Source organism: Candidatus Nitrospira neomarina (assembly GCF_032051675.1).
In the GTDB taxonomy this organism is placed as follows: Bacteria; Nitrospirota; Nitrospiria; order Nitrospirales; family UBA8639; genus Nitrospira_E; species Nitrospira_E neomarina.
In genome coordinates, this window is the sequence record NZ_CP116968.1 from 4,466,617 (window position 1) to 4,478,802 (window position 12,186).

The following is a 12,186-nucleotide window of genomic DNA, read 5'->3' on the forward strand; positions in this document are numbered from 1 at the left end:
CGTCTGTCAACACCCGGTCAATGTGCCCATTCACATTAATAATGAGACGTGAGGAGATCGCTTGATGGTTATGGCCTGGCGTACGTGTAAGACAAAAAATCTGGCGATTGTCGGGATGCTGTGTGTGGTCGTGGGCCTGCCAAGCATTCATGCTGCGGGAACCACCACGGTGCGTCACGCCAAGAATATGAGCTTTCCGTCACAGTGTGCGGAAGAGGACAATGTGAATATTCCGATCTATGGCGGCTTTGTATCCGACTATCAAATCACCGCGAACTTTCCCACTTATTATCCCCTTCAACGCGGGCAGCAGGATCTCTGTGTTGGGGATCTCACCAACTGCGAACAGGCGTGGGACATGCGGCCAACGGCGCAGATCGCTTATTACGATGCGGCGCAACGGACCTTGAAATTTGTCTGGCAGTCGCCCGGCTTCTATTGGTATCCGATTGAAACGCCGGACGCGGCCAATGCGGATGTCGGACAATATGTGTCGCTGGCGTATCCGCCGACAGACCGGTATTGGGTGGGCTTAAGTGCACCACCGGCCATGGCCTATTATGACGCGCTCAAACAAAATCTCATGTATATTGTCCGGGATGAAAATAGGAAGTGGCGCGAGCCGGAGATTGTCGATTCCACCGGCGATGTCGGGAAATACGTCTCGCTGCGGATTAGTCGGGATAGGCGTCATCACGTCGTGTATTACGATACGGATCATGGGAATTTAAAATATACCTATAAACCCAATCCGGATATGGTGGGTGGATGGGCAACACCAACGATCCTAGACGAAAACGGCGATGTCGGGCAGCATGCAGCCATGGCGATAGGTCCTGCCGGCAGCCTGCATGTGGTGTATTACGATGCGGATACGAAGGATTTGAAATATGTCACCAACGATGACGCGCATGGATGGACGGCGCCCGTGGTTTTGGATGACGTCGGGGATGTTGGTACCTACGCCTCAATCAGCGTGTACTATGAGGGGTGGACAGAAAAAATGAACGGGGCGTATGAAGGGCATTACCCCCATATCACGTATTACGATGCGAGCAACGGAAATTTAAAATACATTTATCAGGATTCACGGGGATGGTCAACCCCGGTCGTGTTGGATGCCGCGGGAGATGTCGGGCAATATGCGTCGACGGCGTTTGGTCCTGATGGGGCTCTGCATGTGGCGTATTATGATGCCACGAATAAGGATTTGAAATACCTTCACAAAGAAGCCGCCGCCGAATCATGGCCTGCGGGGATCGTTCTTGATGCGGTGGGGGATGTTGGCCGGTTTGCCTCGCTGGGGGTGACGGCAAGAGGATATCCGAATATTGCCTATTATGATGCAGACAACCAGAGTTTAAAATTTCTGGCGAAGACAAAGGCGACCGTGCCGCAGTGGGATAACCCTCAGGTCCTCGCATCCGGTGCCGCCGTGCAGTATGCGAGTTTGGTGACCTCGGGTTTTGTGGACATCGCGGATCTCAACGGTAAGGATATCTACAACGACGGCGATGTCGCGGTTCGAGTCATGGATGTGTCGGGGTGGCCCTATGAATCGGGGATGGCGGTGAATATCGTGGGTGGACAATCCGAACCGGACCACGATTTTATCCAGTTTCTTAAACGGACGGACGACGCTCATGCCCCCCCGCAAATATTCGTGCTCTATGCTAATGGCTATGCAAGGATTATCACGCAACCCCCGGTGGGACGGGAGGAGCGGGTCTGTTTCGGATCCTCGATGATTATCGGGCCGGCGGTAGAGGACCCCTTGTTTCCGTTCATTCCGATTGAGAAGCTGGATATTGATCCGCACACGATGTCTATCAATGTGCGATATAAAAACGGATCGTCCGCGGTATTGCAGCTCCAAGCCGAACCGGGCAAGACGACGGTGCGCGTGACGGATGTAACCTATGACACGCTCACCGCGCCGTTTGTCACCATGCGTTCCATGTGGGTGGCCAATGATAATAGCGATATCTCCCGTATCCGGGCCGCATCCTCCTCCGGTGACGTGCAGACGTACCCGATCGATCCGACGCATGAGGAATGGACCACGATCCCGGGCGATTCCTGGAGTTTTGATCGGCCGACTTATTCACGGCACAATACCTCGAGTCCCATTTTCAAAATTGATGTGCTGCGACCACTAGGCTACCTTGTGACCCAGCAGGCTGAAAACTACCGCTCGGGTACCCTGTTGAAATCACCTCGCAAGACGGCGTCCGGGGGACACACGATAGGAGGGACGGGGGAAGCGAACTATGTGTTGAACCTGACCAATGACATTACGAACCCAAGCCTTCGCTTGCGATATACCAAGGACAAAGGTTCTGATGATAAGGTCAATATCTCTGTGGATGGTCGACGTCAAGCGACGATCGAGATGGAAGATGGGGGCAACCTGGGTGATTATGAGGTGACGCAAGAGATACGATTATTACAGGCGCTCCCCGCCGGATCCCATACGGTCACATTGGAGGTGCATTCAAATACCGGAACGTTGGAATTGGACTATTTTGTCATTCACAGCCAAGCCGAACATCCGAATCAGTAGGAAAGCGGAAGGTCCATCGTATCCGATGGGGCGTTTCTGTTCTAATACCCGTGTGCGCCATCGAAGGTGAACTCGTGCATGACGCGAAGCTATCGCGTGTGATCAGGTAACCAGCCAGTAGTTGCCTGGTTCGAAGGTTGGTGGAGCATCTTTTACTTCTTCAATCGTCCGGCCATGCCTTCCGCCGGGTATCCCGGGTAATCCTGTCCATTCTGAAATACCGTTCCATCATTCCTTTTTCAACGACGATTCATCCGACACTTTTGCCTGGTCCTGATTCCGTTATCTTAGGGAGAATCGTGGGGCATTGTTTTTAGCTGATAAGCAATGGCAGGGGTATCGAGCCAAGTAAAGGGGGATGAATTGGGAGGAGGGACGGATATTTCACCGCACACTCCCGTCGGAAATTGTTCATGTTTAATCTACACGATCTATAGTAGAATCCCTTTTTATAAGCCAAGAGTGGGTAGGGAGAGTGGTGTGTGTGTCATATGAGATTATGTTCATCGCTGGCATGATGAAAAGTCCAGGAAGAACCATAGGGCTGTCTCCGGTAGCTTTGCCTTCTTACTGAGCATTTTTTTTAAAGGGGTCTGTCATGCGGATTAAAAAAGTCACGATGCAATTGACGCTCGTCACCATGTTTCTGCTTACCGGATGTGGAGGAGTGCAGTCGGGACAAAAGACGGTTTTGAAAGGTTCCAAGTTGCCGGAAAAGCAAGGTTGGGAGGATTCCAGCAATGCTGTTCGCCCATTGGATGTGGTGACAAACGGGAGTCATCTAACACTCAACACAATTGGAGTCATTAGAGCGATCGATCAACTTCCGGGAAAAGCGTACATGTGGTTTTATAAAGAACTTCCTTTTGACTTCGAAACAGGATTCTCCATTGAGTTTACGTTGCAAGTGCACAAAGTGGAGCAACCGCATAATTTTCTTGATGCGGGCATTATGTTTTACGGTTCTGTCGACATCTCTGACGGGACCTTCGCAGAAGGCCCACGAAGTCATATGATCTATTTTGATGAGGATGCCATTGGATGGGGGGACGAAAAAGGGACGTATAAAATGGACACGACTGATACCTTTCACACTTACACTTTAACGGTTGAGGGTGGAAGATTTGCCAAGGTGTACGTTGATGGAAAACTTGCTTTGAAACGAAATGACTGGGTGGGAATACCCAGAATCGGCTTTGGAGATATGACGAACGATGATGGGGTCAATGGAAAGTTTTCTATAGGTGACATTATTGTGACCTCCGATCCCCAACGCTTCCCTTCGCGACCTGCCCCCCGCCGTCAACTCATCCCTCCTTCACGACGTGGTGGTTAATCCACCCATTGATAAACCAAATTCATAGACTCACCGTCTGCAAAATTTTGTCGGGGATTTCATTATTCATCACATGGATATGAGGGTGTTTTTTAGCTGAGGGAAAATTATTGGCCTAGTCTTTCCCATTCCTAGACTCAGCATAAGACGAAGAATGTAGAGGGAATGATTCATGATAGGTCTTTTCCCATTCTTCTAAGGGATCTTTGTGGCCTTTTGAAACGATTTCAAGAAAGGACCCATATTGTAGGGCTCGAGCACCATCAATGATCTGTGTGAGGCCATATTCTTTGCGAAAATTATATTCTGTAAAAGCTGCCGAGGCACATTGAAGGGGAAAGAACCAGTCTCGCTCCTGATTGGTATGATAATCCTTTAAATAAAGCCGTATTTCATTAAATATTTTGCAATATTGATTGGCCCTCAACCATTTGCCCCATACCAACTTATAGGCCTCATCTTTTGTAGGGCTCGTTTTTTGTTTCCAGTCTAATTCGCCAGTGTCTATGCGTTTCTGGGCAAATTCAGGCAGGAAGTCTTTCAATTCGCCAGAAATACCATTGAAACCGGCTAGCTTATGTCCGGGCTCAATGATAAATATTTCACAATCCACCTGGTGCAACATGGACTCAAGCAACCCCTCGCGGTTGGCTAATACTCTATCGGGAGCCTGCCATAGGGTTTCTGTCACATGATAAATTTCCTGAAGGATCTTTTTCTTCGATGCTTCAGAAATTTTTTGAATGAATTCATAAGGTGATTCATGCATGTCTGTTTGTACATAAGTCAGAACAATCTCATAAAGGGGATTGGTGGATATTGTTTTTCTGCGATTGAACATACCCCGTAGTTTTTTTAACAACCCCATCCAAAACCTCCACAAGTAAGGGGTAGGTTTTCCACTTCAGGAGATTCATGAAGAAAAATAATCGGAATGAAATCTTTTCCCATCTCTGCTTATACACTCACCAATTTACTTGTTGCCTGTTCTTCAAACAGCTGGCTTTCTGTTTCAGGGCACCGAGGCAATCCAATAACCAGTGAGCCGTAAACAGGCCTTAACGGCTATTTCTTTTAATATAGCCAGGATTTGGCTTATTGGCCAGAGAATGAATGGAGCCGTATAAAGGAAGCAGGGAGGTTCTCTCTAGGTGTCTTTGGGGAAATTGGCGAGACAGTATATAGCGATTCCAGCAGGTATTGTGAATAAGTTGAAAAAGTCGACTAGAGCTGGTCTTACCAAACAATTTCCATTTTCTCCTTCACAGGTTTTTCTGCACACGAATCTCTTTCCGCATCCCATGAAGGATGAGTGGAGGATGGCGACGGGAAAATTTTGAATTCCGCCCGAATGGCAGGGTGGTCGCTAAGGAAATCTCCATACTTCTCATTAGGAGATTGTTTGCCTCGGTTAACAGGATGCCGGAAACGTTGATCTTCCTCTCCAGAACCGATTAACTCAATTCTGGCTCCTTGACCTCCCCGGTAGAAAATGTAGTCTACTCGATTTTTCCAGTAGCCATTGGGTTCTGGACGTGCATTGCTGTCATTGAGGGCCAACTCATCAAGGAGATAGTCTTTTAAAATTTCATAGTCTTTTCCTGAGGCTTCAATTCCCTTATGGTCGTATTGCGAATTGAAATCCCCGCCAAAAATGAAGGCCCGATCTTTCGATAATTTCTTGATACATTTTGCAAGGAATTTAATTTGCTTTTTTCGAACGGCTCGGTCTTCCTCATCTCTCCCGGCATCCAGGTGCGTATTATACACGTCAAATTCTGCGCCATTTGGAAGACGAACAGGCACTCGAAGAAGCCCTTTGGTCGACCAGCAATCATTTTTCCTCGTCAACCATCCTTCACAATCTGGAAGCGGTGCCTGTGTGACTCCCTCCTCCATAGCATTATAGTAGGGTGAAGCTATGGTTAACCCCGATCCATAGGGGACACGGAAAGGAATGCCAGGACTATCAAATAACTGAAAACCCACATTGACGATTTTAATGGGAAGAGTTGCCAACCATAATGGGGCCAGAGCGATCCGTGGCCCGTTCCCCTGTTCTATAAGCTCATAGGTAAATTCATGGACAATTTGACGGTGAAATTCAAAATCCTCTTGTAATAATACGAAATCATAATCCATGAGCAACCAGGCCATCAGACCACTTCGGGTATCATCATTTCTCACCGGTATCCCGACATAAATGGAATTCAGGATCGGAGAAATTCCATGAACATTGTAAGACAGAAATCGAATCGTACAGGGCACCGGTATCGATGATTCCGATTGGTCAAGAGAACATTCTTCTCGTGGTGTAAAACCGTCTGCTCTTGAAATTTCGTAACTGAAACCTATTAATAAAATGCTCAGTAAGGATATCCCTTTCATGACGCATTTTGGTATGGCCATATTCCACTACTCCTTTTCTTTTCCCGGACTTGTATTCATAATAACTACTCCATCAGAGGTACGAGGGTTCCCAACTCCCACAATTAAACCGCCCCTACTTTACTTACCTCAGATTAAAAATCAAGTGTTCCTCATCTAATCTTCTGAGCTATGTTTTTCAATGAAAGGAGCAGAAGATGGCAACTTGCACACGACGGCATCACGCTCCCGCCTTCAAGGTTGAAGTGGTCTGGGCCATTATCCGCCAGGACTGCAGGTTGGTTGCTTTAGCTGAACAGGTTGCAACACATCCCAATCAGATTCAAGGCTGGAAGAAACCACTGGTCGGCAAGGCAGAGAGGTGTTTGGAGCGGGCGTGGCGGCCGCTGCCGGCCATAAATAGATTCAGCAGAAGGGGGCATGCCAGGTTTAGGTCGTTGACGAGGGATAAGGATTTTTTAGGCACCGTCTCGGAGCCGGTCGATGGATGAGTGAAAAGCCCCGATCAAGGCCACGGAACGAGATATCCCAAAAAAGTGGCAGCAATTTTCTCGAAGGATTCCATATTGAGATGTCGGAAAATCATCGACTCGACCATGGACCGATGGATGACGCAGCCGTTTGTGATCGATGCGTTTACCATGGCTATGAAGAACGGCCGCCCCAGGGATGGTTTCAGCCACCATTCGGACCTGACAGGAGGCCCGAGCGAACATCTTTGACTATATTGAAGTCTTTTATAACCGGCAGCGACGCCATTCCGTTCTTGGCTATCTGACTCCAGCGGAGTTTGAGAAACGGGGTATCGCGGCTCAACTCGGTGTCCACAAAACCAGGGAAAGACCAGTTCAGCCCGTATGGGTTTTTCGGCCTTTAGCCTCTGACGGGTGAGCGGCATAAGGAGCGTACGAAAATGAAATCTCCATCAATTTCACTACCGGACACCCCAATGGGAAAACATGGTTGGCCATGGACGAACAGCAATCCCTATCCAACGCATTTAATTGATAACAGACCATGGCCTAAAATTAGCGTAGTAACCCCAAACTATAACTGCGGTGAATTCCTTGAAGAAACCATTCGCTCCGTTTTACTACAGGGATACCCCAACCTTGAGTACATCATCATTGATGGTGGGAGTACCGACGGTTCCCAAGAAATCATTAAGAGGTATGAGCCTTGGCTTGCCTATTGGATAACCCAGTCCGACCAGGGTCAAAGTGCAGCGATCAACAATGGTTTCCGGAGGGCATCGGGCGAAATCATGGGGTGGTTGAATTCTGATGATTATTACCAACCCCACACGCTCTTTCGGGTTGCCCTTGAGGTCAATCCGGAGAAGAAGAAATACATCGTGATGGGAGAGGTCTATGAAGTAGATGCCCGCAAAAGAATCATCCGAAGATGGAAATCAAGGGTGCCAACATTGTATTCGCTTCTTTTTCAACATCGCTTATGCCTTTTACTCGGCGTAGTGGTGATGCCCTGCCAACCGTCTGTGTTCTGGCACCGCAAGGTCTTTGAATCACTGGGCCTGTTACGAGAAGACCTGAAGTATGCCATGGACTATGATTATTGGTTGAAGGCCCTTAGGGCCAATTATAACTTTCAATATATGGCTGAAGTTCTTTCCAATTACCGATTTCATGCTGCCTCTAAATCAAATCAAGGGTGGCAGATCTTTTACCCAGAATGGCGAGGTGTAGCGAAAGAGAGCTTTTCCACGCTGACTTCACGACAAAAGGTATGCGCGGAAATCTATTGGTGGTTTCTACTATTTCCCCTTTCGATCCTCACCTTGCCCTACAGGGTCTTTTCGTATGTCGTCCTGGGTATCAAAAGGGGCTAGATACTGGGCCGACGCTGGCGTTCAAAGAAGCAGAGTTATGGCCACCGTTAAAAAGAAATCGCTGATTATTCAGGGAGTTTTTCGAACAGTTTTAATGAAATGAGGTCAGGTATGAGTATTGGCTTGTTGGCGGAGAGGATAGGCGGGATCTGTTTAACCTGAGAAGAGAGATAGAAAACGTGATCGACTCATTACGAGCAAGCGTTACGGGCCATCCTCAATGAATCTTATTTAAGTATGGAGAACGAGTAAGGCATCAATTTTACAACCAAAAACACCGGGGCAAGACTATGGTAGCCCCAACCGGTTTTTAAGGGTAGAGGGGAGAAATAGGTTTGTGAAAGAGTCCGTCCGTCACAGTTTAATATGGGGAATATGGTTGCAGTGGTCCCCAACGCAGTCGGTCATATGTTCGAAGACGGTTCATTTGATTTAAGTCATGTTGTAGAGCCTCCTGCTGGTAACGATCGTGTTGTTGCCGTTGTTGGACACGCTGTTGTTGGTACCACGCATCGAAGCTTTGCGACGACGCTGGGGAAGAAGGGATAGGGGTTTGGTCATAGAAGGACCTTGGAGGATTTGGGTGAAGCTGGGTCGCTGGTCGCCAGGTATCCTCCCCCAATTGAGCCCAGGCACTGCTTGTCAGGCCTAGGAAACATCCAAAGAATATTATTGCTCGCATGCGGTCGTCCTCCTGTGAATGGGGAAAAAGATGTGCCCAAATGGCCGATCATTTGGATCAGGGGGTAGCGTGGCAAGATTGGCAAATAAAGGCAATTCATCAAATAGGTAATGAAAGGAAAGTTTCTGACCCCTTCCCCCCTTGCTGTTCCCGCTGCGGCTCGTTGGAGATCTTTTCCCGGGTGGCAGTCTCCTTCCGCACATCATCTGGCATGGCCGATAATTGCTGCCCGACCATAGAAGTTTTCTTATCAAGCCCCAGCTCAGAAAGTCTGAGAGTGCCGTTCTCAATTACATTGGTTGACGGGGAATGTGGGAATATGAAGTCGTGCGGGCCTGGCTCATCCCGCACTCCCACGAGAGGCCTTGTCCCCCCTCGTACTTTCGCATCGCTGAGGTCACCCCATGAGGGGGAAATTTACCCATGACCAAAGTCTTTCTGGCGAACGCGCTCTCTGTGCCGGTCTTGATGTAGTGTCAAACCTCAGGGGCTCTTGCAGGTGTTGTCAATTTAACGCATGTTTGGCACACTCGGGGTCATGAACCCCTTAACGCCCGGCTATCAACGCCATTGTTTTTCCGGTCGAAATTATTCGTCATGCGATGTGGCTGTACCATCGTTTTTGTCTGAGAGTTCGCGAAGTGAAGAAGCTTCTGGTTAAACGATGCTTTATCGCTTACTGCGCAACCAGGCCTTTCAGGTCTGGAATGAATCGGTATGTGCATAAGTGGTGAGAGAAAACCCTTATCAATCTGATCACATCAAGTCAGCAATCCCCTTCGATGGGCAGGAGACCTGAGCATGGCAAGCACAACTGGTATGAGAGGGGGAGGCTTCTACGATGCGCACTCATCGGGGCAGCGCGCGGCGATGGACGAATTCCTTCCCTGGATCGTAGATGCCATGGCCGATCTGCCCTTGCCGACGAGCGACTCGCCGATCGCGCTGCTTGACCTCGGCTCGTCGGAAGGCGCCAACGCGATTCATGCGGTAGGGGCGATCATCAACGCGTTGCGCGAACGCACCCCGGCCGACATCTGGACTTTCTTCGATGATTTGCCGACGAATGACTTCAATCAACTCTTCGCCAACCTTTTTCCCGATGCGATATTCTCAAGTCGCATGGCTGGTATCTATCCCGCTGCCGTTGGCGGGTCGCTCTTCGAGCGTGTCGCTCCGGCTTCGAGCCTTGACATCGCGACGACCTTCAATGCGGTGGGCTGGCTGTCGGCGTTGCCCCCGACGCGCCTGCCGCGGTTTATCTCCCCCTCGCCGCCGGCGCAACGTGCGTTTCGCGAGGGTGTCTCCGTGAGCCAGGAAGAAAGAGCGGCTTTCACAAAACAAGCCCAGGAAGACATCCTGAGATTCTATGGTTCATGTCAAGCATTGTGTGATCCGTTCCGGATTAAAGGTTGTGCGGTAATGATGAATAGACCAAGCGGCCCGGGCGATTTTGCGAGCGATGATCACCAACGAGGCCGTCGTACTCCAACCTTGGGTGCGGTAATGGTCGTAGAGCGGTTTCCACACGGTGGTTTTGATCGCGGACATGGCGGCGTTATACAGTAACCGACGTAATTCAGCGGGCCCACGTTTCGACAAACGCCTTCGACCGGCTTTGCGCCCCGAGTCATTCGCGCGAGGATCCAACCCGGTGAAGGCGACGAACGCATCCGCTTTGCCGAATGATACGCGCTCCAACGTATTGGTCAGGGCCATACCCACCAACGGGCCGACTCCTACAATGGTTTCCACCCGGTGTTGCGATTCTTGGTGTTGAGGTGAGCGGGCAGCCAGCGCGGACATGGTCGCATCAATCTTGGCAATCAAGATCTCCAGCTTGCTCACCACGGCCTTGAGTTCGGCGGCAAAGCCGCCCAGATTGTGCATGGTTAGCTTGAGCGTGCCTTTGAGGCGGACGATCGTGGCGCGTCGCCGAATCAGTCGATCCAGCTTGCGTTGAGTGGCTGTCGGGGGCGTGTAGGGGCGCAAGCGCCTATGCTCTCGTGCGATGAGTCGGGCAATCAATTCCGCATCGACTCGGTCGGTTTTGGCCCGATTCCCCATGGCCTTGGCGTAGTGCCGAGTGTCCGAGGGGTTGAGCAGGAAGACGGTATGGCCTTGAGCCTGCGCCAGATCCGCCAGTAATTCATGATAGGCGCCGGTGGATTCCAAGCCGATGCGGCTGCCGGCCGGCAGCGATTTCAACCAAGCCCGCAACGAACCACGCTGATTGGGAACACTCTGGACCGGAAAACATGGCTCGGCGCAGGCGGCCACGACGGCATCTTTGGCCACATCCACGCCGACATTCAGACAGGTATGCATGATGGTACCCTCCAAAAAGTAAAGGAACGAGGCTGGGGTGGCACACACCGACGTGAACTTGCGGATAAATCGGCGGTCAGAATTTCTGCCGCGAGATTCTTCATCGACGATTGGGGTGTGGGTGGGAGAGTTCTCAGGAAGTCTGTCCGCTGTGCAGCAGATGTTTCTCGATGTCCCTCCACCCCAGTTTTCCTTAGCTTCTCAAAAAAGTGAGCTGTAGACACCATACAAGTTTCTACCGGGCTCGTGCCGCCGAGTTAAAGCCCGGCGGAAAGCTACTCGTTCAAGTCTTCGGACGCAACGACGAGCACGACACCGCAAATGGAATTATTGACGGTCTAAGCGACGCGATGCTGGACATGGTTGAGGAGGGCCGCCTGACCCGCGACGTTTATGAGAACTTCGTCTTCCCCGTCTATTATCGATCCCTTCCGGAGTTGTTACCGCCGACCGGAGAGAGCGGGGAGCCGCCGGCGTTCCACGTCGACAAGGCGGAGGCCCGCGACTGCCGAGTCCCCTTCAACGAGGAGTTCGCCCGCAGTGGGGACCCACGGGCCTGGGCCGAAAGCTACGCCGGATTTATTCGCGCGTTCTCCGAACCCGTTGTGACGTCCGGCCTGCCGAACACCCCAGATCGGCCACAGCTCATCGACGAGCTGTACGCCCGGATGGCGAATCGATTCCAGGCCGATCCCGCGCGCTACGAGTTTCATTTCATTTCTCTGGGTGTATTGCTGACCCGGGTATTGTGAATTTAACTCGGGTTTGGCTGCCTGCGCTGCATGAAAAAACCAACAGTCGGTCATCAACGAAACCGTTTTCTCCAGAGAACATGGTTGTGGTGAGTTCAATCCGGCCACGGGCTCTCCTGGTCTCACACACAAAGGCGCAGTGGGACCGCCAAAATCTCGCCAGAGAAATCTGCATGAAAAAGAGGAAAATTAAAAGGCGATGATCGCGGGAGAGTCCTTCGATCATGGCTCCAAGGGACCCTATTCCGCGGACGTGTTAGGAGTATTTCCGAAATGTGGGGAGGAGCT

9 protein-coding genes and 2 pseudogenes are annotated in these 12,186 nt (G+C 50.5%); 7 read left to right on the forward strand and 4 right to left on the reverse strand.

The annotated features are described in order from the left end of the window. Positions 1-70 precede the first annotated feature (70 nt). Both PQG83_RS19355 and PQG83_RS19360 read left to right on the forward strand, forming a co-directional pair. Positions 71-2,563, forward strand: a complete 2,493-nt coding sequence (locus PQG83_RS19355; RefSeq protein ID WP_312744545.1) for a hypothetical protein — start codon at positions 71-73, stop codon at positions 2,561-2,563. A 598-nt stretch (positions 2,564-3,161) separates the two neighbouring features. Continuing rightward, positions 3,162-3,899 (forward strand): hypothetical protein, encoded by a 738-nt coding sequence (locus tag PQG83_RS19360; RefSeq protein ID WP_312744546.1) that lies wholly within the window; start codon positions 3,162-3,164, stop codon positions 3,897-3,899. Positions 3,900-4,014: 115 nt separating this feature from the next. Here PQG83_RS19360 and PQG83_RS19365 read toward each other — a convergent pair whose 3' ends face one another. After that, complete coding sequence (locus tag PQG83_RS19365) at positions 4,015-4,767, reverse strand: hypothetical protein (RefSeq protein ID WP_312744548.1); 753 nt, start codon at positions 4,765-4,767, stop codon at positions 4,015-4,017. A gap of 368 nt (positions 4,768-5,135) precedes the next feature. Continuing rightward, positions 5,136-6,308, reverse strand: coding sequence for an endonuclease/exonuclease/phosphatase family protein (locus tag PQG83_RS19370; protein WP_312744550.1), 1,173 nt, complete (start codon positions 6,306-6,308; stop codon positions 5,136-5,138). Between the two features lie 176 nt (positions 6,309-6,484). Here PQG83_RS19370 and PQG83_RS19375 point away from each other — a divergent pair, with 176 nt between their 5' ends. The 3 genes and pseudogenes from PQG83_RS19375 (at position 6,485) to PQG83_RS19385 (ending at position 8,136) form a co-directional block, all read left to right on the forward strand. After that, positions 6,485-6,778 (forward strand): hypothetical protein, encoded by a 294-nt coding sequence (locus PQG83_RS19375; RefSeq protein ID WP_312744552.1) that lies wholly within the window; start codon positions 6,485-6,487, stop codon positions 6,776-6,778. A 208-nt stretch (positions 6,779-6,986) separates the two neighbouring features. Then, positions 6,987-7,088, forward strand: a pseudogene (locus tag PQG83_RS19380) (IS3 family transposase); the annotation flags it as partial. 112 nt (positions 7,089-7,200) lie between these two features. Further along, positions 7,201-8,136, forward strand: coding sequence for a glycosyltransferase family 2 protein (locus tag PQG83_RS19385; RefSeq protein WP_312744555.1), 936 nt, complete (start codon positions 7,201-7,203; stop codon positions 8,134-8,136). Positions 8,137-8,497: 361 nt separating this feature from the next. Here the strand turns inward: PQG83_RS19385 and PQG83_RS19390 are convergent, their stop codons facing one another. After that, positions 8,498-8,818: a hypothetical protein gene (locus PQG83_RS19390; protein WP_312744558.1), complete on the reverse strand. Its 321-nt coding sequence runs from the start codon at positions 8,816-8,818 to the stop codon at positions 8,498-8,500. Positions 8,819-9,688: 870 nt separating this feature from the next. Here PQG83_RS19390 and PQG83_RS21110 point away from each other — a divergent pair. Beyond that, positions 9,689-10,126, forward strand: a pseudogene (locus PQG83_RS21110) (cyclopropane-fatty-acyl-phospholipid synthase); the annotation flags it as partial. 66 nt (positions 10,127-10,192) lie between these two features. Here PQG83_RS21110 and PQG83_RS19405 read toward each other — a convergent pair. Continuing rightward, positions 10,193-11,146 (reverse strand): IS110 family transposase, encoded by a 954-nt coding sequence (locus tag PQG83_RS19405; RefSeq protein WP_312744567.1) that lies wholly within the window; start codon positions 11,144-11,146, stop codon positions 10,193-10,195. A gap of 209 nt (positions 11,147-11,355) precedes the next feature. Between PQG83_RS19405 and PQG83_RS19410 the strand changes: the two genes are divergently transcribed. Next, complete coding sequence (locus PQG83_RS19410) at positions 11,356-11,898, forward strand: class I SAM-dependent methyltransferase (protein ID WP_312744570.1); 543 nt, start codon at positions 11,356-11,358, stop codon at positions 11,896-11,898. The last annotated feature ends 288 nt before the right edge of the window (positions 11,899-12,186 follow it).

Excerpts from the sequence above, each read along its gene's own strand:
- PQG83_RS19355 (WP_312744545.1), top strand. The coding sequence starts at position 71 with ATGGCCTGGCGTACGTGTAAGACAAAAAATCTGGCGATTGTCGGGATG.
- PQG83_RS19385 (WP_312744555.1), top strand. The coding sequence starts at position 7,201 with ATGAAATCTCCATCAATTTCACTACCGGACACCCCAATGGGAAAACAT.
- PQG83_RS19365 (WP_312744548.1), bottom strand. The coding sequence starts at position 4,767 with ATGGGGTTGTTAAAAAAACTACGGGGTATGTTCAATCGCAGAAAAACA.
- PQG83_RS19370 (WP_312744550.1), bottom strand. The coding sequence starts at position 6,308 with ATGGCCATACCAAAATGCGTCATGAAAGGGATATCCTTACTGAGCATT.
- PQG83_RS19390 (WP_312744558.1), bottom strand. The coding sequence starts at position 8,818 with ATGCGAGCAATAATATTCTTTGGATGTTTCCTAGGCCTGACAAGCAGT.
- PQG83_RS19360 (WP_312744546.1), top strand. The coding sequence starts at position 3,162 with ATGCGGATTAAAAAAGTCACGATGCAATTGACGCTCGTCACCATGTTT.
- PQG83_RS19375 (WP_312744552.1), top strand. The coding sequence starts at position 6,485 with ATGGCAACTTGCACACGACGGCATCACGCTCCCGCCTTCAAGGTTGAA.
- PQG83_RS19405 (WP_312744567.1), bottom strand. The coding sequence starts at position 11,146 with ATGCATACCTGTCTGAATGTCGGCGTGGATGTGGCCAAAGATGCCGTC.